24 protein-coding genes are annotated in these 25199 nt (G+C 67.8%); 14 read left to right on the forward strand and 10 right to left on the reverse strand.

The features are described 5' to 3' along the window. The first annotated feature begins 14 nt into the window (after positions 1-14). Genes AC3WJE_RS06175 through AC3WJE_RS06185 form a run of 3 tightly spaced genes read left to right on the forward strand, consistent with a single transcriptional unit; the run spans position 15 to position 2807 of the window. Positions 15-1202, forward strand: a complete 1188-nt coding sequence (locus AC3WJE_RS06175; RefSeq protein WP_493729903.1) for a beta-ketoacyl-[acyl-carrier-protein] synthase family protein — start codon at positions 15-17, stop codon at positions 1200-1202. Further along, positions 1199-1990, forward strand: coding sequence for a beta-ketoacyl synthase chain length factor (locus AC3WJE_RS06180; protein ID WP_493729904.1), 792 nt, complete (start codon positions 1199-1201; stop codon positions 1988-1990). Before AC3WJE_RS06175 ends, AC3WJE_RS06180 begins: the two co-directional genes overlap by 4 nt. Further along, complete coding sequence (locus AC3WJE_RS06185) at positions 1983-2807, forward strand: glycosyltransferase family 2 protein (protein ID WP_493729905.1); 825 nt, start codon at positions 1983-1985, stop codon at positions 2805-2807. Before AC3WJE_RS06180 ends, AC3WJE_RS06185 begins: the two co-directional genes overlap by 8 nt. A gap of 522 nt (positions 2808-3329) precedes the next feature. Here AC3WJE_RS06185 and fabG read toward each other — a convergent pair. The 8 genes from fabG to AC3WJE_RS06225 form a co-directional block, all read right to left on the reverse strand. Continuing rightward, complete coding sequence (gene fabG / locus AC3WJE_RS06190; RefSeq protein ID WP_493729906.1) at positions 3330-4061, reverse strand: 3-oxoacyl-ACP reductase FabG; 732 nt, start codon at positions 4059-4061, stop codon at positions 3330-3332. Further along, entirely contained in the window at positions 4058-4501 is a 444-nt protein-coding gene (locus AC3WJE_RS06195; RefSeq protein ID WP_493729907.1) for a hotdog family protein, read from the reverse strand. The genes fabG and AC3WJE_RS06195 overlap by 4 nt, the downstream gene beginning before the upstream one ends. Continuing rightward, the gene (locus AC3WJE_RS06200) at positions 4485-6836 is read right to left on the reverse strand and encodes an MMPL family transporter (RefSeq protein ID WP_493729908.1); all 2352 of its coding nucleotides are present in this window, start codon (positions 6834-6836) and stop codon (positions 4485-4487) included. The genes AC3WJE_RS06195 and AC3WJE_RS06200 overlap by 17 nt, the downstream gene beginning before the upstream one ends. A gap of 712 nt (positions 6837-7548) precedes the next feature. Then, positions 7549-8178, reverse strand: a complete 630-nt coding sequence (locus AC3WJE_RS06205; protein WP_493729909.1) for a LolA-related protein — start codon at positions 8176-8178, stop codon at positions 7549-7551. Further along, positions 8117-9085: a lysophospholipid acyltransferase family protein gene (locus AC3WJE_RS06210; RefSeq protein ID WP_493729910.1), complete on the reverse strand. Its 969-nt coding sequence runs from the start codon at positions 9083-9085 to the stop codon at positions 8117-8119. Before AC3WJE_RS06210 ends, AC3WJE_RS06205 begins: the two co-directional genes overlap by 62 nt. Further along, complete coding sequence (locus tag AC3WJE_RS06215; protein WP_493729911.1) at positions 9082-9372, reverse strand: ApeI family dehydratase; 291 nt, start codon at positions 9370-9372, stop codon at positions 9082-9084. The genes AC3WJE_RS06210 and AC3WJE_RS06215 overlap by 4 nt, the downstream gene beginning before the upstream one ends. After that, positions 9372-10109, reverse strand: coding sequence for a COG4648 family protein (locus tag AC3WJE_RS06220; RefSeq protein WP_493729912.1), 738 nt, complete (start codon positions 10107-10109; stop codon positions 9372-9374). Before AC3WJE_RS06220 ends, AC3WJE_RS06215 begins: the two co-directional genes overlap by 1 nt. Then, positions 10084-10353, reverse strand: a complete 270-nt coding sequence (locus AC3WJE_RS06225) for a phosphopantetheine-binding protein (protein WP_493729913.1) — start codon at positions 10351-10353, stop codon at positions 10084-10086. Before AC3WJE_RS06225 ends, AC3WJE_RS06220 begins: the two co-directional genes overlap by 26 nt. A 121-nt stretch (positions 10354-10474) precedes the next feature. Here AC3WJE_RS06225 and AC3WJE_RS06230 point away from each other — a divergent pair, with 121 nt between their 5' ends. Next, complete coding sequence (locus AC3WJE_RS06230) at positions 10475-11461, forward strand: chorismate transformation FkbO/Hyg5 family protein (RefSeq protein WP_493729914.1); 987 nt, start codon at positions 10475-10477, stop codon at positions 11459-11461. A gap of 249 nt (positions 11462-11710) precedes the next feature. Here AC3WJE_RS06230 and AC3WJE_RS06235 read toward each other — a convergent pair whose 3' ends face one another. Next, positions 11711-13063 (reverse strand): AMP-binding protein, encoded by a 1353-nt coding sequence (locus AC3WJE_RS06235; protein WP_493729915.1) that lies wholly within the window; start codon positions 13061-13063, stop codon positions 11711-11713. Positions 13064-13242: 179 nt separating this feature from the next. On the opposite strand from AC3WJE_RS06235, the gene AC3WJE_RS06240 reads away from it, so the two are divergent. The 6 genes from AC3WJE_RS06240 (at position 13243) to hemF (ending at position 19885) form a co-directional block, all read left to right on the forward strand. Further along, positions 13243-15615: a prolyl oligopeptidase family serine peptidase gene (locus AC3WJE_RS06240; protein ID WP_493729916.1), complete on the forward strand. Its 2373-nt coding sequence runs from the start codon at positions 13243-13245 to the stop codon at positions 15613-15615. Positions 15616-15742: 127 nt separating this feature from the next. Further along, positions 15743-17086 carry a glycoside hydrolase family 28 protein gene (locus AC3WJE_RS06245; protein ID WP_493729917.1) on the forward strand — a complete coding sequence of 448 codons (1344 nt, stop codon included), beginning with the start codon at positions 15743-15745 and terminating at the stop codon, positions 17084-17086. Beyond that, a complete protein-coding gene (locus AC3WJE_RS06250; RefSeq protein ID WP_493729918.1) occupies positions 17083-17505 on the forward strand; it encodes an NUDIX hydrolase in 423 nt (140 codons plus the stop codon). The genes AC3WJE_RS06245 and AC3WJE_RS06250 overlap by 4 nt, the downstream gene beginning before the upstream one ends. Positions 17506-17548: 43 nt before the next feature. Beyond that, complete coding sequence (locus AC3WJE_RS06255; protein ID WP_493729919.1) at positions 17549-18247, forward strand: hypothetical protein; 699 nt, start codon at positions 17549-17551, stop codon at positions 18245-18247. 37 nt (positions 18248-18284) lie between these two features. Next, on the forward strand, positions 18285-18839 hold the full coding sequence (locus AC3WJE_RS06260; RefSeq protein ID WP_493729920.1) for a hypothetical protein: 555 nt from the start codon (positions 18285-18287) through the stop codon (positions 18837-18839). A gap of 146 nt (positions 18840-18985) precedes the next feature. After that, a complete protein-coding gene (hemF, locus tag AC3WJE_RS06265) occupies positions 18986-19885 on the forward strand; it encodes an oxygen-dependent coproporphyrinogen oxidase (protein ID WP_493729921.1) in 900 nt (299 codons plus the stop codon). A gap of 19 nt (positions 19886-19904) precedes the next feature. On the opposite strand, the gene AC3WJE_RS06270 is transcribed toward hemF, so the two are convergent. Continuing rightward, positions 19905-20393, reverse strand: a complete 489-nt coding sequence (locus AC3WJE_RS06270; protein WP_493729922.1) for a DUF421 domain-containing protein — start codon at positions 20391-20393, stop codon at positions 19905-19907. Between the two features lie 171 nt (positions 20394-20564). Here AC3WJE_RS06270 and AC3WJE_RS06275 point away from each other — a divergent pair, with 171 nt between their 5' ends. Genes AC3WJE_RS06275 through AC3WJE_RS06290 form a run of 4 tightly spaced genes read left to right on the forward strand, consistent with a single transcriptional unit; the run spans position 20565 to position 24673 of the window. Beyond that, complete coding sequence (locus AC3WJE_RS06275) at positions 20565-21287, forward strand: MtnX-like HAD-IB family phosphatase (protein ID WP_493729923.1); 723 nt, start codon at positions 20565-20567, stop codon at positions 21285-21287. 34 nt (positions 21288-21321) lie between these two features. Then, positions 21322-22725: an aspartate aminotransferase family protein gene (locus AC3WJE_RS06280; protein ID WP_493729924.1), complete on the forward strand. Its 1404-nt coding sequence runs from the start codon at positions 21322-21324 to the stop codon at positions 22723-22725. 20 nt (positions 22726-22745) lie between these two features. Continuing rightward, positions 22746-23810: a GNAT family N-acetyltransferase gene (locus AC3WJE_RS06285; protein WP_493729925.1), complete on the forward strand. Its 1065-nt coding sequence runs from the start codon at positions 22746-22748 to the stop codon at positions 23808-23810. Next, positions 23807-24673 (forward strand): arginase family protein, encoded by an 867-nt coding sequence (locus AC3WJE_RS06290; protein WP_493729926.1) that lies wholly within the window; start codon positions 23807-23809, stop codon positions 24671-24673. The genes AC3WJE_RS06285 and AC3WJE_RS06290 overlap by 4 nt, the downstream gene beginning before the upstream one ends. Positions 24674-25199 lie beyond the last annotated feature (526 nt).

Raw genomic sequence — 25199 nt, forward strand, 5'->3', positions numbered from 1 at the left:
AGCCGCCGCCCCGCATGGTCCCGCTTTCGATTACCGCCTTCACCGCCACCACTGCGCTGGGGGCCGGGTTGCAGGCGCAGATGCAAGCCTTGCGGGAGCAACGCAGCGGACTGCGCCGCAACGACTTCGGCCCGCAGCCGCTGGAGTGCTGGATCGGCCGGGTCGACGGCCTGGAAGCACTGCGCCTGCCCGACACGCTGGCCGAATGGGACTGCCGCAACCACCGGCTGGCCTGGCTGGCGCTGCAACAGGACGATCTGCACGCGCAGCTGGATGCGGCGATCGCCCGCCACGGCGCCGACCGCGTAGCGCTGGTGCTGGGCACCTCGACCTCCAGCATCGGCGCGACCGAGGAGGCCTACACCCGGCTCGAATCCGGCGACGACGGCGTGGCGCACTTCCCCGCCGACCTGGCCCGGCCGGCGCTGCACACGCCGCACTCGCTGGGCAACTTCGTGCAGGCCGCCACCGGCGTGCGCGGCCCGGTGGTAACGGTGGCGACCGCCTGTTCGTCCAGCGCCAAGGTGTTCGCGCAGGCGGCGCGGCTGATCCAGGCCGGGTTGGCCGATGCAGCGCTGGTCGGCGGTGTCGACACGCTGTGCGGCAGCGTGTTGTTCGGGTTCAACTCGCTGCAGCTGGTCGCAGCGGAGCCGTGCCGGCCATTCGACGCGCGCCGGGTCGGACTCTCGCTCGGCGAGGCCGGCGGCTTTGCACTGCTGGAACGCGATGGCGAAGCGCTGGCATTGCTGTGCGGCTATGGCGAGTCCAGCGACGCCCACCACATGTCCGCGCCGCATCCGGAAGGCCTCGGCGCGCGTCTGGCAATGGCCGAGGCGCTCGCGCGCGGCGATATCGACGCCGCGCAGGTCGGCTACCTGAACCTGCACGGCACCGCCACGCCGGCCAACGACAGCGTCGAGGCCGCCGCCGTGGCCGCGCTGTTCCCCGACACCCTGCACGCCAGCTCGACCAAGGCCTGGACCGGGCACACGCTCGGCGCGGCCGGGATCGTCGAATCGGTGTTCGCGCTGCTGGCACTGCGCGAGGGCGAACTGCCGGGCACGCTCAACAGCGAGCAGCCCGATCCGGCCTGCGGCCCGCAGATCCGCTTCGCTCCGGCCACGCGCCGGATCGATTACGCGATGAACAACTCGTTCGGCTTCGGAGGCAACAACTGCACGTTGTTGTTCGGACGCGCATGAGCCGGCCCGCTCCCATGTTGCAGGCCACGCTCGAAGGCATCGGCTTCTGGACCCGCGGCCTGCCCGGCTGGGAGGCCGCGCGCGCGTTCGCCCACGGCGAGCCGGCGGCGGCCGAGGCACCGGCACGGCCATCGCCACAGTTGCTGCCGCCGAACGAGCGCCGACGCGCGCCGGAGACCGTGGCCGTGGCATTGGAAGTAGCGCTGGCAGCCTGCCAGGCGGCCGGACGCGATCCGGCCACGCTGCCGTCGGTGTTCGCCTCCAGCCACGGCGACCTGGCGATCACCGACTACATGGCCGCGACGCTGGCCGATGACCCAAGCGCGCTGTCGCCGACCCGCTTCCACAACTCGGTGCACAACGCCGCCGCCGGCTACTGGACCATCGGCACCGGCGCGAACACACCCGCCACCGCGATCAGCGCCTACCGCGCCAGCTTCGCGCAGGGCCTGCTCGAAGCGCTGGTGCAATTGCACGCCGGCGCCGAGGCGGTGCTGCTGGTCGGCTATGACGGCGGCGGCAGCGGCCCGCTCGGCGAAATGGCACTCAGCGATGGCCTGCTCGGCGGTGCGCTGGTGCTGGCGCGAGACGGCAGCGGCCCGCGCCTGCGCGCTCACTGGCAGGACGGCGAGGTCGAGGCCGCACCGGGGCCGCTGGCGACGTTCGCCACCAGCAACATCATGGCCACGATGCTGCCACTGTTCGACGCGCTGGCACTGCGGCAACCGCACGCGACCCTGCACGCCGGCCCGGGACGGGTACTGGCGCTGGAGCTGGCGCATGACTGAGCCCATGCCCACCCGCGACTCGGTTGCGGTGGTGATCCCCGCCTTCAACGAGGCGCTGCGCATCCGCGACGTCGTGCTGGGCGCGCTGGCGCAGTTTCCTCAGGTGATCGTGATTGACGACGGCTCCGACGACGCCACCGTCGCGCAGTTGGAAGGCCTGCCGGTGACGCTGTTGCGGCATCCACAGCGACTCGGCAAGGGTGCCGCCTTGCGCAGCGGCTTCGCCGAGGCGATACGGCGCGGCTATGTCGGCGTACTGACGATGGACGGCGACGGCCAGCACGACCCGACCGACCTGCCGCGCCTGCTGCAGGCCGCGGTTCGATATCCGCGCCGCATCGTGATCGGCGCCCGCCTGCGCCAGCGCGCACAGCAACCGCGGCATCGCCGCATGGCCAACGCCTTCGGCGACTGGGGCATCGGCTGGGCCTGTGGCTTCCGCATCGCCGACAGCCAGAGCGGCCAGCGCTACTACCCCGCCGCGGTATGCCGGCTGGGCGACATCCCCGGCGAGGATTTCGTATTCGAAGCGCAGTTGCTGATCTCGGCGGCACGCGAACTCGGCATGGGCACGGTGTCGGTCCCGATCGAAACCCGCTACGGCCACGACGCAGCCGACACTCGCTTCCGCCGCAGCCACTTCCGTCCCCTGCGCGACCTGTACCGCATCACCTCGCACGTGGTCGGCCAGGTGATCACCCATGGTGATGTAGGCGCGCGTTACCGGCTGACGCGCGATACCCCGCCGTGTATCGATGACCCTGTTGCGGCGTGGCCGGAGATCGATATCGCCCGGCCTGAAGAGCATCACAGTTAGAGCGTTTTAGGCGCAAGTGATGACGGATGCCAAGAATCGCAGGAGCGGCTTCAGCCGCGATGAGGTGTTCTCGGTAAGCCTCATCGCGGCTGAAGCCGCTCCTACGGTTGACGTGTATCTGTAAACACCTGCCGCAGCGTTTCACAACAGCCAAATGGCTGGTAATGGCTGATCAAGGTAACTCGCTCCGAAGGAGCGAAAGCCTTTGCTGTTGAAGTTGAAGTTGCTTCAACCACAAGAAGCTAAAAGCAACGTCCATAGATGATCAGCCTTCGGCTGCTGAGAAGCGCCTCCCGCTTTCGCGGGAATGACGGTAGAGAGATTGCTGTTGCCGTTACCGTCGCTTCAATTAGCAAACTGAAGCATCGCGGGGAAAGCCCGTCGGGACTGAAGTCCCTCCCACAGATCTACAGGCCATCACAACGCTACCGGCAAAGCCCCATCGCGGCTGATGGCCCTAGGCCACGTAGAGACGCTCCTACAAAGCGGGTCACCGTGCACGGCGCTCGCGGAGAAAGCGACTCAGCCCATTCCCCCATTAACCCCAATCACCTGCCCATTCACATACCCAGCCAAATCCGAGCACAAAAACCCGACCAATCCCGCCACCTCATCCGGCCGCCCAGCTCGCCCCGCCGGCACCATCTGCTTGATCAACTCAGGCGAAAATGCCTGCTCCGCCATCGCCCCCTCGATCACTCCCGGCGCCACCACATTGACGGTGATGCCGCGACTGGCCATCTCGCGCGCCAGCGACTTCGAGGCACCGTGCAGCGCCGCCTTGGCCGCCGCGTAATTGGTCTGACCACGATTGCCCAGCACCGCCGCAACACTGGAAACACTGACGATACGACCCCAGCGCGTACGCGCCATCGGCAGCAGCAGCGGTTGAGTCACGTGGAAGAACCCGTGCAGCGACACGTCGATCACCCGCTTCCACTGTGTCTCGCTCATGCCCGCCATCGGCGCGTCGTCATGGATGCCGGCGTTGTTGACCACGATCTGGATCGGTCCGTCCTGCAGCAGCGTCTCGATCGCCGCCGCGCTGGCCGCGCCATCGGCGACGTCGAACGCCACCGCCTGCGCCTGGCCGCCGGCCACGGTGATGTCCCCGGCCAATGCCTGCGCACGGGTGAGATTGCCGTTGGCGTGCACGATCACCTGCACGCCATCTGCGGCCAGGCGACGGCAGATCGCGCCGCCGATGTCGCCGCTGCCGCCGGTGACCAGCGCACGTCGTGGAATCTGGGTCATTGCGGAATCTCCGGTTGCAGGATCACCGCCGCGCGGCCTTCGGCAAGCAAGCAGTCCTGATGATGGATGCGGAAGGCGTACTGCTGGCTGTTGTCGCTGGCGACCAGTTGCTCGGCCTCGCCGATCAGCTCGCCTTCGAGAGCATCGATGTGCGCCACATGCAGCTCCACGCCACGCAGCGATACCAGCATGCCCGGGCGCGGCGCACGACCGGCGTCCTGCGCAAGCAGACCGCCATGCACCGCCATCGCTTGCGCGCCGTACTCGCACAGATGCACTGCCGAGAGATGACCTTCGCGGCGCAAAGGATGCGTCGGATCACGGTGATTGCGCGCGACCAGCACGATGCGCTGCGTGTCCCACGCGCGCACCTCGTCCCATAGGCACATCGCGCCGGCATGCGGTACCAGAGCAAGGATGCGATCACGCCCGATGCGCATCTTCGACCTCACGGGTTGGATGCCGCGACACCAGCAGCGCCAGCACGAAGTTGCTGAGCACGCCGAGCGTGACGGTGACGCCGATCGCGCGCAGCACCGGGATCGCCGACCAGCCGAGCAACGCGAACACCACCACCGTCATCACACTGCACACGATCAATCCGTGCAGCGTGCGCAACTGATCGGCACGGCCGTCGCCGGCATGTTCGAAGAACAACCCGTAGTCCAGTCCGAGTCCGGCGCCGAGGATCAACCCGATCAGGTGGAACAGGTTCAACTCCACCCCGGCGCTGCGCAGCACCGCCACGGTCAACAACGTGGTCAGCGCCATCGGCAACAGCACCCGCACCACCCGATGCGGCGAGCGCAGCGCGATCCACACCGTTGCCACCAGCAGCAGCGCGGCGACACAGAGTGCGAGCAACAGCCGCGTGCGGTAAGCGGCGACCAGCGATTCGGACGCGTGTTTCAGGTCGATCAGCTGGGCACCGTGCTGCGCGGCCAGCGTCGCCAACCCGATCGGATCGGACAACGTGCCCAGCGACACCAGCGCGGTGGCGTGATGGCGCGAATGCAGCAGCAGGCCATCGACGACGGTCGCCAACGGCGTGCCGGCAAGATCCTGTGCGCGCAGCGGTGGCGCGGTGCGGGCGCGCTCGATGTCGGCCAGGAAATCGTCGAACGCATCGGCGCGGAATGGCGAATCGGCCACTGCCTGGGCCAGCGCGGCGCGCAGGGCTTGCGGTGTCGGCAACGCCGCCTGGCGCGCACGCTGGGTCGCGGCACTCGGCAGGTAGCGCGTGACCATGTCGTAACTGCCGAGCCGGCCGGTCGCCATCTCGTGTTCCAGCAACGGTTGCAGGCCTTCAGCAGCGGCCAGCGCTTCTTCCTCGTTGGCGCCGCGCAGTGCCAGCACGTAACGCACGTCCGGCGCACCCAGTTCTCCACGCAGTTCGCCATCGCGCAGCAGATCGGCGCGATCGACCGGGGTCAGCTTCGACAGATCGTTTTCCCAGAACGGCTGCGGTGCGCGCCAGATCAGCACGACCGCGATCGCCGACAGTATCAGCAGCGACACCCGGGGGCGCGGCAGGCGTTCGATCCGCGACCACAGGCGTGACAACCGCACCGAATCGGCCAGATCGCGCCGCGCCGGATCGACCAGCCCCGGCAGCAGGAAACGCGTGGCCAACGCGGCGGCGGCTAGCGCCGTGATCGTGAACACCGCCAGCTGGCGCAGACCGTCCACGCCGGAAAACAGGAAGGTCAGGTAGGCGATGCAGGTGGAGGCCACACCGGTGCCCAGCGTCGGCCACAGATGGCGCACGTTCGCCCATGCCGATTGACCGGGGCGCTGGTGGCTGAGGAAGTGCACCGGATAGTCCTGCACCACGCCGATCAGGGTGAAACCGAAAGCAATCGTGATGCCATGCACGCCATCGAACAGCGCCGCCACCGCCGCCAGGCCGGCCAGGCCGGCGGTGGCCAGCGGCAGGAAGCCGAGCAGCGGCGCTTTCCAGCTGCGGTAGGCGAGCAGCAACAGCAGGATCATGCCGATCGTATCGATCGTGCCGATCGTGCCGGCCTCGTTGCTGGTATGCGTGCTGATCTTCACCGCGAATGCACCGGGGCCGCTCATTTCCAGCCGGCTGCCGGAGCCTGCGGACACTTTGTCGAACGCGTCCTGGATCGCCTGCACCGCCTCGGCCTGTCCAGTCGGATCGAATCCCGGTGCACGCGTCTGCACCAGCATCAGCGCAGCGCGACCGGCGCGATCGAACCACACCCCGTCGATCTGCTGCGGCTGTCGCGCTGGCTGCAACGCCTGTGCAACCTTGAGCGTCTGCAAGGTCGGATCGCGCCCGAGCAGCGGCTCGACCAGTTCGCCTGCGGGCGAGCCCAGATCCTGCACGCGTGCCTGCAAGGCGTCGTGCAGTGCTGCCGCAGAGAAATCACCCGCCTGCGGCGCCGGTGCCAGCAGGTAGCGATAGGCCAGCAGCTTTTCCGGAATCGCCTCCAGCCCCGGCGTCTCGCCGTTGGAGATGACCACGAACAGCGGCTGCGCCTGCAACGCGGCGCGCAGCGCACGCGACTGCTCGGCCAGCGTGGAAGGTGGCGCGCCCGACAGCGACAACAGCAACAGGCGTGAGCCCGGGCCTTCGCCGAGTTCGTCCATCAGCAGCTTCTGCGACGGCGTGCGGGCTTCCGGCATGAACTTGCGCAGGTCGCCCGACAGCGACAACTGCGTGCCCAGCCAATAGCCGAGCACGCCGAGCAACGCCAGCCACAGCAGCGCCAGCAGCGTGCGGTGCAATGAGGTCAGGCTACGTGGCATGGCGACCGCTGTTGCTGTTGCTGTTGCTGTTGCTGTTGCTGTTGCTCGTGATTTTGCTGTTGCAGTTGCCTTGGTTTTTGCTCCACCGGGGCCCCTGCCGCAGCGGCGGAGACGACGGGAAAAACCCGTAGGGCGACGTGCATGGATGCACGTCGTTTTCGGCCGCGGCATGGATGCCGCGTCCGAAAATCCCGTCGGCTCCGCGGACCCGTAGCGCAGCGAAGGGCGCGAAGGCCGGGGTGTGCTTTCTTTTGGTTACTTTTCTTTGCACAAGCAAAGAAAAGTGACTCGCTCCGAAGGAGCGAAAGCCTTCGCAATTGATCTTGCTCTCAACATAATGCCCAAAGCAGAAGAGCAGCGGAGCAAGCTCCGCTCTATGAGTTCGCCAACGCCTGTACGAACGTCCATGGATCTTCGATCCCCGGCCACCGGGCATAGCCCGATGGCGCTCAGCGCCGCGCGAGCCAGTGGCTCGCCAGCAGCGGCGCTTCGCCCCCGCGTTCGCGGGGATGACGGTAGAGAGATGGCGAGTAAAAGCGCTGGGTCCCCGCCTGCGCGGAGACGACGATGGAGAGTCCGCGTGGAAGACACGGGATCCCTGCTGCCGCGAGGACGACAGGAGCCCTTCCGCGGCGGCCCACCGCATGCGAATCCAAGCCCCCAACGAATCCGGACTACCCAACATCAACCCGATCTCCCAACGTAGCGACACTCACGCCCCACCCCGGCACAACCGCTGCAACGCCGCCGCATCGAGCTGCGGCGCTGCCGCCTGTGCGGCGCTGCCGAGCAAGGTGCGCTGCGCATCGCCACGCGCCGGCACCGTCTCGATGCAGCGCAATTCATCACCCGCACCATGCAGTTCCACCTGACGCACACGCTTGGCGAGGGCGGCGTCCAGCGGCTGCAACGTCAGCGTCCAACGCTGGGTATCGCCCTCGGCCTGCACACGGTACTGGCGTTGCAGCGCTGTTGCATCGCCGCTCAGCAGCGCACTGAAACTGGCCTGCAAACCGGCCAGCTCGGGCACCCGTGCCAGTTCGAAATGCTGCGGCGATTTGCCCTCGCGCTCGATCGTGGCCTGACCGCCGCGGATCGTGGTGGTCTCGTGATACGGCGCGCGCACCTCGCGCACCAGCGTGTCGGCGTCGGGACGGCGGTATTCGCCGCTGACCCGCAGCGGCTGCTTGAGCAGTGCCGAACCGCGCAGTTCCACGAACGCGGTCGCGCTCGGCGCCGGGCGCGCCAGCGCATGCACGATTGCAGTGGCGTCGAGGCCGTCAGCCGCTGCGGCGAGCGGCGGTACGGCGGCGCAGAGCAGCATCAGTGGGAACAGCCGCATCGGTCGAGCCATCGTCTTGCCAGTAGTCATAGAAGTTGAACCAGTTGTACGGGGCATCGAGCGCACGCGCCTGCAACGTGCTGGCGTAGCGACGCATCACTTCGGCCAGATGTTCGGCGCGCTGCGCACGCGGCAACGACAAGCCGTCACTGAAAGACTCGAACGACAGTTCATAACGATTGCCGCCGCGATACAGGCCGAACGCCAGCACCACCGGCACGCCGAGCGCGGCGGCGATCAGCCACGGCGTGGTCGGTAGCGGCGCGGGCTTGCCCAGGAACGGCAGCCGCAGTGCCGGTTCGCCGGGTTGCGCGCGATCGGCCAGCATCGCCACCAGTGCGCCTTCGTCGGCGGCCTGCTTGATCGCCAGCGCCACGCTGGCGCCATCCTGGCCGGCATCAATGATCCCGGCGGCGAGCGCGGGGTCGAGTGCGTCCAGCGCCTGGCTGATCGCCTGGTTGTGCTGCTTGTCGAGCACCACGCGCAGCCCGATGTCGCCGCGCATGCGCTTGAGCACGCGCAGCGCGTCGAAACTGCCCAGGTGCGAGCCGATCAACAGCACGCCACGACCGTGCTCCAGCGCTTCCAGCAATGTTTCCACGCCGCGCACGTCGATCCGGAACAGATCCATGCGCCCGCCGAGCAGGAACACCCGATCGAGGATGGTCGAGGCGAAGGTATGGATGTGCCGCGCCACATCGACCAGCGTCGCCGGGCGTCCCAGCACACGCGTCAGGTAGGCACGCGAGGCGACGCGTTCAGGGCCTCGCACCAATAGAAAGTAAGCGGTGATCGGATACAGCAGCAGCCGCGTGATGCGCCGACCGCAGCGGCGTGCAATCCCCACGATCAGGCCGATCGCAAAGCGGCCGCCACCTTCCGGGCGTTGCTTCCAGTTGCTGCTCATGCCGTTGCCTGGACCTGCACGCTGCCGCTGGCGAGCACGCGCTCGTCATGGCGCACCGTGAATGTCCACGCCGGCGCCGCGCCGAGCAGTGCGATCGTCGCAGTCTGCTCCGGCAACAACGGCTGCACGAACTTCACCTGTGCCAGGCGCAGCTGCGCCGGCACGCTGCCGAGTTCGGCGGCGATCGCGGCAATCACCTCGTCGAGGATCACCACGCCGGGCACCACCGGATGACCAGGGAAATGCCCGGGCAGGCAAGGATGATCGGCGGGCACCCGGAACTGCATCAGCGCAACAACTCGCGCCAGAACGCCGGCCCCAGTTGCATCAGCTGGCGTACGAACTGCACCGGGTTGCGGTACGGATGTTCCTCGACCTGGCGCTGGCGGATGGCGTACTCGATTACCGCAAAGCCGCCGATCAGGCCCCAGCACGCCAGGTTGGCGAACCACGACCATTGCACGTGGGTGATCGCCCAGCGCGACTGCACGCCCAGCATCCACAGCACGCCGTCCGGCACCGCGATCAGCGCCAGCACCAGGTTGATCGCCGCCAATGACGCGAGCAGCAGCGCCCAGGCCGCGGTCAGCCGGCGCGTGTAGCGTTCGGTCGTGGCCGGCATCGCCATGCCGGCCTGCACATACAGCGCGCGCACGATGCGGGTGATCAGCGGCACCTGGCCGCGCCGCAGCGTGCGCGCGAAGCCCCAGGCCACCAGCAGCGTGAACAGCACCGGTGGCGCCAGCAGGGTCATCCAGGCCAGGCGCGAGCCGGCCAGCACGTATAGCCCGGCCAAGGCCACGCTCAGTACGCCCAGCGCCCAGAAACGCCGCTGCAGCAGCGGCCCGAGCAGCATCAGCAGCACCAGGCTGGCCAGCGCCAGCGCCGACCAGCGGCCGTCATCGCGCAGGCTGGCTACGTGCGAAAGCACCGGATAGGCCAGCAGCAACAACACCCGCAGGCCCAGCGCCAGGCCGGTGTCCTCCGGATGCGGCGGTTCAGCGGGTGCGATGCGACTCGACATACGCCGACAACGCCCTCAGCGAGGCGAACACGCGCCGGTTGCTATCGCTGTCCGAACGCAACTGCACGCCGTAGCGCTTGCCGATCGCCAATGCCAGCTCCAGCGCGTCGATTGAATCCAGGCCAAGGCCGGTGTTGAACAACGCGGCTTCCGGATCGATCGAGGCGGGCTCCACCCCTTCCAGGTTCAGGCTTTCCACCAGCAATTCGGCGAGCGCGCGTTCGGCGTCGGTGTGTTGCGACATGGGTACTTCCGTCGGGACAAGGGGCGCAACGATCCGGGATTGCGCGCCTTCAGGCAAGCCGGCCCCCCGACCATGCCGAGCTATCATGCCCGCTTCACCACCACTGCGCAGTGAACACATGATGTCCCACGCCCCCGCATTGCGGGTGGACTACGCCGATCCCGCCGAATGCGCTGCCCTGCTTGCCGATCCGCAGGTGCTGGCGATCCTCGGCTTCCGCGCCGGCGACGCGGCCCCGCCCAGCGACGATCCGCGCTACCTGCAGGTCGGCCTGCACCCCTACGGAACTGAACGGCTGGAGGTCTGGCGCAGCGCCGGCCCGGTCCGCAGCGGCCACGACGGCGATCTGGCCTGGGCCGAGGACGACACCCTGGCGTTCGGCGCCTTGCAGGTCGATGAAGCCGCGCACGGCGGCATCGCCGCCGCCGCCGAGTACGCCTACCGGCGCATCGGCGCGCATCTGGCCGGCAGCCGCCACCCGCACCAGCTGCGGATCTGGAATTACCTCGACGCGATCATCGAGGGCGAAGGCGACGACGAGCGCTATCGCCATTTCTGCGTCGGCCGCGCGCGTGGCATCGGCACCATCGAGACAGGCCGGCTACCGGCGGCGACCGCGATCGGCCGTACCGACGGCGTGCGCACGCTGCAGGTGTACTGGCTGGCCGCGCGCGAACCCGGCACGCCGCTGGAAAACCCGCGCCAGGTCAGCGCCTACCACTACCCGCGCCAGTACGGCCCGCAATCGCCGAGCTTCGCCCGCGCGATGCTGGCGCCGGACAGCGCGCCGATGCCGCTGCTGCTGTCGGGCACCGCCAGCGTGGTCGGCCACGAGACGCGTCACGGCGGCCAGTTGCTGGCGCAGCTCGAGGAAATCTTCGCCAACTTCGACGCGCTGGTCGGCGCCGCGCGGACGCACGCACCGGCGCTACCGACGGTGATCGGCGCGGGCAGCCGGCTCAAGGTTTACGTGACCCGCGAGGAAGACCTGGCGCGCATTGCCCAGGCACTCGACGAACGGCTGGGCGACAGCGTGCCGCGGATATTGCTCAACGCCGTGGTGTGTCGCCGCGACCTGGCGGTGGAGATCGATGGTGTGTGGGGGTGAGGGGCTGGGATTCGTAATTCGGTATTGGGGATTCGTAAAAGCTCGGTTCGGAAAGGCTGCTGTGTGGGAGGGACTTCAGTCCCGACAGCAGGCCGGTAAAGCCTGTCGGGACTGAAGTCCCTTCCACAAGAGCCGTCTCTCCGAAGCAGGCTTTTGCGAATCCCGAATCGCCAATCCCGAATCCCTGCTTCGGAGCGGTAATGCCTCATCGCGGCTGAAGCCGCTCCTACGAGGGCACCGACGCTCTTGCTAGGCCCCCAGCAACGCCAGCAACCGCTCTCTGGTCACCTTGCCGGTCTCGTTGCGCGGCAGGCGCTCGACGAAACGCAATCGGCGCGGCAGGAACACCGGGTCCATGGTCTGCCGCAGCGCGGCCAGCAGACTGCTTTCGTCCAGCGTCGGTGCGACCACCAGCGCGGCGATGCGGCGCACGCCGATCTCGTCGGGTGTTTCCAGTTGCACCACCACGCCGTCCTGCACGCCCGGCACCGCCAGCAGGCGGCGGGTGAGGTCGCCCAGCGAGGCGCGCTTGCCGGCGATGTCGAGCAGGTCGGCCTGGCGGCCTTTCAGCTCGAAACTGCCGTCGGCATGAATCTCCATCAGATCGGCCAGCGGCACCGGCTGCGGCAGTTGCGGGGCATGCACCAGCGTGCCGTCCGGCTGCGGGGTCAGGCGCACGCCGGGTAGCGGGGTCCAGGCGGTTTCCAGTGCGGTGCGACGACGCGCGAAGATGCAGGTCTCGGTCGAGCCGAACATCTCGCACATCGGTCCGCCGAAGCTCGCTTCGGCCTGCTGGGCCAGTTCCTGCGACAGCGGCGCGGTGGCCGAGATCATTCCATCGACCTGCGGCATCGCCACCTCCGCCGCCACCAGCGTGCGCAGATGCACTGGCGTGGTGACCAGCAAGCGCGGACGCGGCAATGCCTCCAGCGCCGCCGCCACGTCCTGCGGGAACAACGGGCGCCCGCTGGCAACGGCAAGCCCGCCCAACAGCGGCAGGACCACCGACATCTCCAGTCCGTACATGTGCTGCGGCGGCACCGTCGCCAGCACCGCCGGCGCGCGCTCGTGCCAGAGCTGACGCAGCGCCAGCAGGTTCTGCTGGCAACCATCGCGGAACTGCGCCCAGGTCTTGGGATACGGCTTGGGCTGGCCGGTGCTGCCGGAGGTGAAGGCGATCACCGCCACCGCTTCGGCACGCACCTGGGGAAGCTCGCCGGCAACCGACGGCAGCATCTCCGGCAACCGGCGGTAATGCGCCGGTTCCAGCTCCAACAGTTCGTCGCCGAGTGCATAGGCGCCGGCATGACGCTGCATCACGTCCTCGACCACCGCCGGCGCGCGCGACGGCGGCAGCAGCGTGGTCTGCCCGCGCAGCGCCACCGCGCACAGCGCCACCAGGAAGCGATAGCGGTCCTCGCACAGGTTGACCGCATGGGTGCCGGACGGCAGCCACGCCGCCAGCCCGCGCACATGCGCGTGGAAGCTCGCCAGATCGATCGCGGTGGCGCCGTCAAAGACGACGATCCGGTCCGGATCGCCGCTGCCCAAGGTCAACAGCGGGCCGGTGGCCGGAGCGAGGTGTTCAGGAACGGCGGACATCGGATCGGACTCTCCAGGCAAAAACGGGGCGGAACATCGCACCAGCTTGGCGGCAGCGGCGCCAGGCTGGCAAGGCGGCCTTGATACCAGAGCGAGATGAGCGCGGCATGACCTGTGGCCCAGCCGGCCAACGCACCCTGACTGCTAGGCTTGCCCGGTTCTCTTCATTGCTGCCGCCCATGCCCAGACTGTTGCCGCTGTCCCTGCTGCTGTTCGTCGCCACCGCCGCCGCCCAGGCGCCCTCCGCGCCGTTGACCATCGAACAGACCATGGCCGACCCGGACTGGATCGGCCCCTCGGTCGAGAAGGCCTGGTGGTCGTGGGACGGCAAGCAGGTCGAATACCTGCTCAAGCGCGACGGCAGCCCGGTACGCGACAGCTACCGCCAGTCGATCGACGGCAGCGCCGCCACGCGCGTTGGCGACGACGCACGCGCCACGCTCGACGCCGACGAGCCGGTCTTCGACGCGCAGCGCCAGCGCATGCTGTTCGTGCGCAATGGCGACATCTTCCTGCGCGATCTGCGCAGTGGCGCGTTGACCCAGCTGACCCGCAGCAACGAGACCGAATCGCGCCCGCAGTTCGCCAGCGACGGCAGCGCGGTCTGGCGCGCCGGCAACGACTGGTATCGCTGGACGCCGGGCGGCGGTGTCGCGCAGATCGCGGTGCTCAAGGCCGCGCGCGATCCCAATGCCGATCCCAAGCCGGACGTGCTGCGCGAGCAGCAGCTGGCGACGCTGTCCACGCTGCGCACCGATCGCGCCCAGCGCGATGCGCTGAAACAGCAGGAAGAAGCATGGCGCAAGGCCGACCCGAGCCGCGCCCCGGCCCCGGTCTATCTCGGCGACGACGTGGAGATCGCCGACAGCGCGCTCTCGCCCGACGGCCGCCACCTGCTCGTCGTCACCCAGGCCAAGGGCGCCGACGAGGGCCAGGCCGGCAAGATGCCCAAGTACGTCACCGAGTCCGGCTATGAGGAATTCCAGGAAGTACGCACCCGGGTCGGCCGCAACGCGCCGGTGGCGCAAACGCTGTGGCTGGTCGATGCGATCACCGGCAAGGCCAGCAAGCTGAGCTTCGAAAATCTTCCGGGCATCGCCACCGATCCGCTGGCGGCGCTGCGCAAGGCCGCCGGCAAGGAGCCGCTCAAGGGTGAGCGCGCGGTGCGGGTCGGGATCGAGGGCTACGGCGGCGGCGATGCGGCCATCCACTGGAGCAACGACGGCCGCAACGTCGCCGTGCTGCTGCGCGCGGTCGACAACAAGGACCGCTGGATCGCCACGGTGGACCTGGACAAGACCACGCTGAGCTCGCGCCATCGCCTGCACGACGACGCCTGGATCAACTGGGACTTCAACGACTTCGGCTGGCTGCCGGACAACCGCACGCTGTGGCTGCTGTCGGAGGAATCGGGCTACTCGCACCTGTACACCGTCGAGGGCAACGGCAAGTCACGCCAGCGCACTGCCGGCAAGTGGGAAGTCTCCGCCCCGCAGCCGACCCCGGACGGGCACGGCTTCTACTTCCTGTGCAACCAGAAGTGGCCGGGCGACTACGAGGTCTGCAAGCTCGATCTGGCCAGCGACAAGGTCTCCGAACTGACCGCGCTGGACGGTGTCGAGGACTACAGCGTCTCTCCGGACGGCAGCCGCCTGCTGGTGCGCTACTCCGGCGCCTACCTGCCGCCGCAGCTGGCGGTGCTGCCAGCCAGCGGTGGTCAGGCCACGGTGCTGACCGACACCCGCACCCCGGCGTTCAAGGCGCAGCCGTGGGTCCAGCCGCAGTACGTGCAGGTGCCGTCCAAACACGGCGCCGGCACGATCTGGGGCAAGTATTACGGCCCGGCCAACCCCGAGCCCGGCAAGCACTATCCGATCGTGATGTTCGTGCACGGCGCCGGCTACCTGCAGAACGTCTCGGCGCGCTACACGCCTTACTTCCGCGAGCAGATGTTCCACAACCTGCTGGTGCAGAAGGGCTACATCGTGCTGGATCTGGACTACCGCGCCTCGGAAGGCTACGGCCGCGCCTGGCGCACCGCGATCTACCGCAACATGGGCCACCCGGAGCTGGAGGATTACCTGGACGGCCTGGACTGGCTGGCTGCCAACAAGCAGGGCGATCGCGATCGCGCCGGCATCTACGGCGGCAGCTACGGCGGTTTCATGACCTTCATGGCGATGTTCCGTGCGCCGGGCACGTTCAAGGCCGGCGCCGCGCTGCGTCCGGTCGGTGACTGGATGCAGTACAACCACGAATACACCTCCAACATCCTCAACACGCCGGACATCGATCCGCAGGCGTACAAGACCTCCTCGCCGATCAACTATGCCGAAGGCCTGCAGGGCCACCTGCTGATCGCGCACGGCATGATCGACGACAACGTGTTCTTCAAGGACTCGGTCGACATGACCCAGAAGCTGATCGAACTGCACAAGGACAACTGGGAAATCGCCCCGTACCCGCTGGAGCGCCACGGTTTCACCCGCGCCGACTCCTGGCTGGACGAGTACAAGCGCATCCTCAAGCTGTTCGAGCAACAGCTGCGCTGATACCGCAGCGTCCGGCAACGGGCCTGCCGCATCGTCGCGGCAGGCCCGGGCCATACCGTTATTCGCGTATGGCCGGGGTTTATCCAGTTGTGCTTAGGCTGCCGGCTCCCCACCCGCGAGCCCGAGCATGCTTCCCCTGTCATTCCGCGCCGCCGGCATGTTCGCCTGCGCCCTGGCCCTGATCCCCGCCGCCCACGCCCAGGACCGCCGCCAGGTCAGCGAGCCGGTCGGTGCGCCCACCGTTTGCAGTCTCGTCGCCGCCGACCCCAGCGCCGACGCGCACCAGACCCAGCATCAGTTGCAGCAGGCACTCGACCACTGCCCCAGCGGACAGGCGGTGCGCGTGCAGGCGCCCGATGCGCCCCGGCGCATCATCAGCGCGCCCCTGCTGATCCCTTCCGGGGTGACGTTGTGGCTGGATGCTGGCGTCACCCTCGCCGCCAGCACCGATCCGCGCGACTACGACCGCGGTGGCGGCCAGTGCGGCCGGATCGATGCCAAGGGCCATGCCTGCCGGGCCTTCATCAGCTTCGAGCATGCCCATGACAGCGGACTGCGCGGGCCGGGCAGCATCGACGGACAGGGCGGCCAGCCGATGGCCGGCACCCACACCAGCTGGTGGCAGTTGGCCGAGCAGGCCCGTGCCGGCGGCAAGCAGAACGTGCCGCACCTGATCGACATCGACGACTCGCACGACATCACCCTGTACCGGTTGCAGCTGCGCGACTCGCCCAACTTCCACGTGGCGATGCGCCGCGTGCACGGCATCACCGTGTGGGGCGTGGACATCCGCGCGCCCGCCAATGCGCGCAACACCGACGGCATCGACCCGGGCAATGCCGAGGACGTCACCATCACCCATTCGCTGATCAGCACCGGCGATGACAACGTGGCGATCAAGGCCGGCCACGACAGCCCCAGCCGCTACATCTCCATCCTCGACAACCACTTCCTCGCCGGCCACGGCATGTCCATCGGCAGCGAGACCAACGGCGGCGTCAGCGACGTTCTGGTCAACCGCCTGACGCTGGACGGCACCACCGCCGGGCTGCGGATCAAGAGCGATGCCAGCCGCGGCGGCCTGGTGCAGGACGTGCGCTACAGCGACATCTGCCTGCGCAACAACCGCCGTCCGATCGAACTGCAGACGCGCTACGACGCGCATGCCAGCGGCAGCGACATTCCGGTCTATCGCAACATCGTGTTCGAGCATGTGTACGGGCAGGATGGCGACCTGGTGATGCAGGGTTTCGATGCCAGCCACCCGCTCGAGGTGCAATTGAACGATGTGCACTTCGCACCCTCGGCGCGCTGGCAGGTCGATGCCACCCGCATCAGCTCGGGTCCGCAAGGCGTGTCACCGTCGCTCGATGGCGGCCCCGCTGCGCAGGACACGCACGGCGATCCCTGCCAGGGCCGTTGGGTGACGGCACCGGTCGCCACCCAGGCGACCGCTATGCTCGCCCGATGAATGAAACAGCCGCCCTGAGTTCCGAGCCGATCCGCATCGTCGCCGCGTTGATCGACGACGGTGCCGGCCACGCGCTGCTGGTGCGCAAGCACGGCTCGGCGATCTTCATCCAGCCCGGCGGCAAGCGCGAGCCGGGCGAGGATGCGCTGGCGACGCTGGCGCGCGAGCTGCGCGAGGAACTGGACGTGGGCATCGTGCCCGGCAGCGCGCGCCGGCTCGGCGAGTTCGAGCACGATGCGGTCAACGAAGCCGGGCGGCGCGTGCGTGCCGACGTGTTCGCGGTGCGCATCGACGGCGTGCCATCCGTGCAGGCCGAGATCGCCGAACTGATCTGGTTGAGCGCCACGCCGCCGTGGTCGGTGCCGGTCGCGCCGCTGAGCGCGGTGCATATCCTGCCGCTGCTGGTCGCGGTCATCTGAAGTCGGTACCTTGCGCCATCTTCACTGAGCAAGGATGTCGCCGATGGGTTTCCTGAGTCGCCTGTTCGGCCGTACTTCCGGCGCCGCCACTGCAGCGGAACCGGCCAGCGCCACACCGGCCGAAGCCGATCCGGGCATCGATCCGGCGCTGGCCCCGGCCCTGGAAGCACTCCAGGCCGGCCAGCACGAGCAGGCCTTCGCACTGGCCTCGCCGCAGGTGCAGGCCGGTGCCGATGCCTACCGGATCTGCGCGTTGTCGCTGAGCGCACTGGGCCACTATCCGCAGGCGTTCGACTACTGGTTGCCGCTGTTCGAGCGCGAGCAGAGCGCCCACAACGCCTTGCAACTGGCCACCGTGTCGGTGATGTGCGGCGAGATCGACCGTGGCGAAGCGTGGTTGGCCAAGTTCGACCAGATCAACGCCGAGACCCGCGAAGTCTCCCCGGCGCTGGCACGCGGCAACTTCATCTCGGCGCTGGAACAGGCCGGCCACGCCGAGCGTGCGCTGCCGCATCTGGAATGGCTGCGCGACGTCTACGCCCAGCTGTCGATCACCGACTCGCATTTCCTGTACGTGCGTGGGCTGCCGTTCTTCGAGACCTTCCTGGAGCGCAGCCTGCCGCTGCTGCGGACGCAGCTGCCCGCCGAGGCGATCGCGCCCTGGTACCAGTCGATCCACGACCGGCTCGACGAACCGGGGCAGGCCATGCTCGATGCCCACCTGGCCGCGCTGCATCCCTGATACCCAACCCCACCGACGCGATATCCGGTAACCCACCATGCCCACTTCGGTTCGCAGCAGCTTCGTCACGGTGATGGCGGCCATCTCGCTGGCCCTGGGTGGCTTCGGCGTGCTCAGCAATCTGCTGCAACTGTTGCTGGCTGGCGCACTGCCTGCCGACGGCTTGGCTGCCGGCCTGCTGCCGCCGGATATGCCGGTGCCGGCCCCGCTGCTGTGGCTGGATGAGCATCTGCTCGGGCTGTCGCTGGCCGGGGTGCTGCTTTCGGCGGTGCTGGCCTGGGTGTCCTGGGGACTGCTGCGTCGGCGCGAATGGGCGCGGCGCGCGTTCATCGCCGGGCTGATCCTGGCGGCACTGGCCAATTTCGCCGGCCTGCCGCTGCTGGACAACCTGTTCGGCGGCCTCGTGGACGGCATGGCCAGCCCGGACGCGGCCGACCTCGACCAGTTGCGTGCGATGACCCACACGCTGCAGCAGGCGCTGTTCTGGTGCTGCCTGATCGGCGCGGTATTGATCGCCGCGGTGCACGGCTGGATCGCGTGGAAGCTGTGCCGGCCGGAGATCCGTGCCGAGTTCCAGGATGACTCCCTGTAGACCTGTAGGAGCGGCTTCAGCCGCGATGGCTTTCCCGTTTGAATCCCCACACATGGATGTGCGGGCTTTTGCGGAGGGACCTGCATGAAAGCCATCGCGGCTGAAGCCGCTCCTACGGGTAACAAGTGCCGCTTAGAATTGCCGGCATGAACGAATTCGACCGCGTACGTGATTATCTGACCAGCCTGCAGGACCGCATCTGCGCGGCCATCGAGGCCGCCGACGGCCAGGCCCGTTTCGCCGAGGATCTGTGGAAACGCCCGGAGGGCGGCGGTGGTCGCACCCGCGTGCTGCGCGACGGCGCGGTGTTCGAGCAGGCCGGGATCGGCTTCTCCGATGTCGCCGGCACCCGCCTGCCGCCCTCGGCCAGCGCGCACCGCCCGGAACTGGCCGGCGCCAGCTGGCGCGCCTGTGGTGTCTCGCTGGTGTTCCACCCGCGCAATCCGTACCTGCCGACCACCCACGCCAACGTGCGCTACTTCCGCGCCGAGCGCGATGGCGAACCGGTCGCGGCCTGGTTCGGCGGCGGTTTCGATCTGACCCCGTTCTACCCGTTCGACGAGGACGTGCTGCACTGGCACCGCACCGCGCAGGCGCTGTGCGCGCCATTCGGCGAGGAGCGCTACGCCGCGCACAAGCGCTGGTGCGACGACTACTTCTTCCTGCGCCACCGCAACGAGACGCGCGGCGTCGGCGGCTTGTTCTTCGACGATCTGCATGGCGACTTCGAGACCGACTTCGCCTACCTGCGCGCAGTCGGCGACGGTCTGCTCGATGCCTACCTGCCGATCGTCGAGCGCCGCAAGGACACGCCGTACGGCGAGCGCGAGCGCGAATTCCAGCTGTATCGGCGCGGGCGCTACGTCGAGTTCAATCTGGTCTACGACCGCGGCACGCTGTTCGGCCTGCAGAGCGGTGGTCGCGCCGAAAGCATCCTGATGAGCCTGCCGCCGCGGGTGCGCTGGGAATACGGCTTCCAGCCCGAGCCGGGCAGCGCCGAAACGCGACTGGCCGATTATCTGGTACCGCGCGACTGGCTCGGCTGAGTCGCAATACGCCGACGCGCTACGGCGTCGGCACATCCTGCTCCTGCAGGATGGTGATATGGCCGTTGGTCTCCAGCAGCGCCAGCCGCACCTTGTCCACGCTCGTGCATCCCTGCTGGCGCATCGCCACCTGAAAGTCGGCTTCGCTGATCAGCTCGCGCCGCAGCACCCGTTCGAACACCTTGCCATCACGTGCGATCACCACCGGCACCCCTTCGATCAGGCGTTCGGCGCGCTTGCTGCGCGTGGTGATCCAGCCCACGCCATAGTTCAGCGTGATCAACGTCGCCGCCAGCAACAGGCCGCCACCCAGCGAGGTGTCCTGGCCAAGCAGCGCGTTCTGCACCGCATTGCCGAGCAGCACGATCAACAGCATGTCGAACGGGGTGAACTGGCCGAGCGTGCGTTTGCCTGACACGCGCACCATGCCCAGCACGATCACGTAGACCAGCACCGCGCGCAGCACCATCTCCCACCAGGGCATCGCCAGATTGAACAGGTCGTGCATGGGGCGCATTCCTCTGCGGGGCGAGACCCGAACACTAGCCAATACCGGACCCGGGCGGTATCGGCAGAGCAACCCAACCTGAAGGCCGGCAGACCGGTTCAGGCACGGAAAGGAGGCCGAAAGGTCGCCCTTTTACGGTGGCGTCCACCCTAGTCCGACTCCCCGAGTCCCATGTCACCTATCCCTTCGTTGTCCTGGAGCGTCCTGTGCGATTTCGACGGGACCATCGGCCTGCAGGACGTCATCGACACCCTGCTCGACCGCTTCGGCATGCCCGGCTGGGAGGCCCTGGAGGCCGACTGGCAGGCCGGCCACATCGGCTCGGCTGCCTGCATGAGCGGCCAGGTCGCCTTGCTGGACATGAGCCCCGAGCAGTTCGAACGGCACCTGGACGGGTTGGCGATCGACCCGCATTTCCCGCGTTTCGTCGCCGCCGTGGCCGCACGCGGGTTGCCGTTGCAGGTGGTCAGCGATGGCCTGGATCACCCGATCCAGATCCTGCTGGCCCGCAACGGCCTCAAGCACCTGCCGATCGTCGCCAACCGCATCCGCCCTTCCGCACAGCCGCGCCGCTGGGAGCTGGATTCGCCGTACCAGGTCGCCGGCTGCGCCTCCGGCACCTGCAAGTGCGCGCAGATCCGCCAGCACCGCCCGAGCGCACAGGACCGCGTGCTGCTGATCGGCGATGGCACCTCCGATTTCTGCGCGGCCGGCCGTGCCGACTACGTGTTCGCCAAGCGCAAGCTGATCGATCACTGCCGCCTGCGCGGCATCCCGCACAGCCCGATCAACGACTTCGAAGACGCGCTCGCACTGCTGCCGCGCCTGCTCGATGGCCGCCTGACCGATCCCGCGCCGCTGATGCCCCTTTCCCCCGTGCCGTTGCCGGCCTGAGCCGACGCTTCCTTCCACACCGGACCCCGATCTTATGAACCTGCTGCACACACCCGCCCTCTCGCTCGACGATGACGCCCAGCTGCTGGCCGACGAAGCCCGCTACAGCTCCTTCGGCGACACCGTGCACTACGTCGATCCGCCGAAGATCTTCCGTCGCTGCGAAGGCAGCTACATGTTCGACAGCGCCGAGGTGCCGTTCCTCGACCTGCAGATGTGGTACTCGGCGTGCAACTTCGGCTACTCCAATGCGCGCCTGAACGAGACGCTGAAGCGCCAGATCGACACGCTGCCGCAGGTCGCCAGCCAGTACCTGCACCCGACCCGCATCCAGCTGGCCAAGACCATCGCGCAGGACGTGGAGCGCAAGTTCGGCGTGGAAGGCCGCGTGCACTTCAACGTCGGCGGCGCGCAGGCGATCGAGGATTCTCTGAAGCTGGTGCGCAACGCGCGCAACGGCAAGAGCCTGATGTTCGCTTTCGAAGGCGGTTACCACGGGCGTACGCTCGGTGCCTCGTCGATCACCTCCAGCTACCGCTACCGCCGCCGCTTCGGCCACTTCGGCGAGCGCGCGATGTTCATCCCGTTCCCGTATCCGTTCCGCCGTCCCAAGGGCATGACCCCGGAAGAGTATTCCGACCATTGCGTGCAGCAGTTCGCGCGCCTGTTCGAGACCGAATACAACGGCGTGTGGGACCCCAAGGTCGGCCAGGCCGAGTACGCCGCGTTCTACGTCGAGCCGATCCAGGGCACCGGTGGCTACGTGATCCCGCCGCCGAACTTCTTCCGCGACCTGAAGAAGGTGCTCGACAAGTACAACATCCTGATGGTGGTCGACGAGATCCAGATGGGTTTCTGGCGCACCGGCAAGCTGTGGTCGATCGAGCACTTCGGCGTGACCCCGGACGTGCTGGTGTTCGGCAAGGCGCTGACCAACGGCCTCAATCCGCTGTCGGGCCTGTGGGCACGCGATGAGCTGATCAACCCGACCGTGTTCCCGCCGGGCTCGACCCATTCCACCTTCAACTCCAATCCGCTCGGCACCTCGCTCGGCCTGGAAGTGATCCGGATGGGCTACGAGATGGATTACGAGCGCACCGTGCCGCTGAAGGGCGCGCACTTCCTCGCCGGCCTGCAGGACCTGCAGAAGCGCCACCCGGAAATCGGCGACGTCGACGGCCTCGGCCTGGCGCTGCGCGCGGAGATCTGCGAAGCCGACGGTTACACGCCGAACAAGGCGCTGCTCGACCGCATGGTCGACATCGGTCTGGCCGGCGACCTGACCCACAACGGCAAGAAGATCGGCCTGGTGCTCGATGTCGGCGGTTGGTACAAGAACGTGATCACGCTGGCGCCGTCGCTGGACATCACCCACGAGGAAATCGACCTGGCGATCGCGTTGATCGATCAGGCGCTGACCAAGGCCAAGGCCGCCTGACGCGGGGCCGGACGGCGCGCATGCACTACTGCACTCAGCTCGAACCCGAGGCGCTGTTGCGTGACTTCATCGCGCACCCGCCGCAGGGATTCCAGGCCGAGCGGTTGGCCAGCGGCCTGCCGCTGTTCTCCGCTCGCCTGGACCTGCTGACCACCGCCGACGACGCGCTGCGCACGCGCGTCGCCGCGCTGCCCGGCTACCGCTACTGGCGACGCTGGCTGGAGTGGCGGGCCAGCTTCATTGGCTGCACCGTCACCGAGTACGCGCCGCTGCCGCTGGCCGGCAGCGTCGAGGCGCTGGCCGACGAGGTACTGGCGCAGGCACAGCGCGCGCCGCTGCTGATCGTCAAGGATCTGCCGTCGGAATCGCCGCTGCTCGACGTGCGCAGCAACCAGCGCGCCGAGGCATTCGCGCTGGCGCTGGTCGAACGCGGCTTCGTGCTGATGCAGGGCATGCAGCTGGCCTGGGTGCCGATCGATTTCGCCAGCGAGGACGAGTATCTGGCGCAGTTGTCATCCGGACGCCGCCGCGATATCCGTCGCAAGCTGCGCTCGCGCGCCCACGTGCGGATCGAATGCCATCCCACCGGCGCGGCCTGTTTCGACGATCCACAGCTGTGCGCGGCCTATTACGCGCTGTTCTACGCCGTCTACGCGCAGAGCCAGATTCATTTCGATCTGCTTGGCGAGGATTTCATGACCGCGCTGCTGCGTGATGGCGACAGCGGCGGCCTCGTGTTCGCGTACTACCACCAGGACACGCTGATCGGCTGGAACCTGTGTTACGAGCACGCCGGGATGCTGGTGGACAAGTACGTCGGCTTCGCCTACCCGCAGTCACGCGAGCACAACCTCTACACCGTCAGCTGGATGCACAACCTGGAATACGCCCGCCAACGAGGCCTGAGCCACTACGTGGCCGGCTGGACCGATCCGGAGATCAAGCGCCACCTCGGCGCCCGCCTCACCCCGACCCGGCACGCCGTGTATCCACGCAACCCACTGCTGCGCCTGCTGCTGCGTCACAACGTCCACCGTTTCGAGCACGAAGCCGGCGACATGCCGCAAGCCGAGGCAGCGGGATGAATGCCCCGCTGATCCTGGACCTGGACAACTCCACCGATGCGCTACCCGATGCGTGCGTGCTGCCACTTGAACACTGGCAGGAAGCGGTGCGCTTCGGCTGCAGCCAGCGCACGCTGCGCCGCTTCGTCGGCCAGATCCGACCGGCGTTGGAGCGACCGCACGGCACCGTGTTCCTGGGCAGCGGCGATTTCCATCACCTGAGCTGGCCACTGGTGCAGTTCGCCGCCGAACGCAGCCGGCACCGGTTGCAGGTGGTCGTGCTCGACAACCATCCGGACAACATGCGCTACCCGTTCGGCGTGCACTGCGGCTCGTGGGTACGCCACGCCGCCGCACTGGCGCAGGTCGCGCAGGTACACGTGGTCGGCATCTGCTCGTCCGACGCCGGCACCACCCATTGCTGGGAGCAGTACCTCGCCCCCCTGCGCGCCGGCCGGTTGCATCTCTGGTGCCTGGGCGTGGACACACGCTGGGCACGCCTGCTCGGCTGCGCCGGCACGGTGCATGGCTTCGGCGACATCCCGACCCTGCTGGCGAGCTTCGCCGCCCGCCACGACGCCCACCTGCCAACCTACCTGTCGATCGACAAGGACGTGTTCGCCGAAGACGTAGCCCGCACCAACTGGGACCAAGGCCGCTTCCAACTCGCCGACGCGCAGGCCCTGATCAACGCACTGACCGGCCCCATCATCGGCAGCGACATCACCGGCGAAATTTCCGACTACCGCTACCGCAGCCCGTTCAAACGCCTGCTCTCGGCACTGGACGGACAACAACAACCGGATCCACTGGCACTGCCGGCCTGGCAGGCCGGGCAGCATGCGCTGAATCTGGAACTGCTGCAGGCGCTGCAGGCGCGTTAGCGCTTCCCGTCTTGGCGGATCGCGGGTTGTAGCGCTCGCATACTTTCACGTTGTGATCCCCGCGAAGGCGGGAAGCGTTTTTCAGCAGCCGAAGGCTGATAGGGACTTTCTTGCAGTGCTCAAAGGCACGGGGTCCCCGCCTGCGCGGGGACGACGTGGCGAGGAAGTACCCGATAGGTATCGGTCTCGAAGATATCCCCAAAATTTCCAGCAGCCGAACAAGCTCGGCTTTACGGCTGTTGCTGTTGCTGTTGCTGTTGCTGTTGCTGTTGCTCGTGATTTTGCTGTCGCCTTTCGCTTTTTCGGGGCCCCCATCCGCAGCGACGGAGCCAGCGGGAAAAACCCGAAGGGCGACGCACATGGATGTGCGTCGTTTTCTGCCGCGGCATGGATGCCGCGTCAGAAAATCCCGCTGGCGGAGTGGACCCGTAGCGCAGCGAAGGGCGCGAGGACTGGGGCGTGCTTTCTTTGGGTTACGTTTCTTTGCACGAGCAAAGAAGCGCTTTACAGCAGCCGAATGGCTGAT

Source organism: Pseudomonas sp. GW821-FHT07E12, from assembly GCF_058986605.1.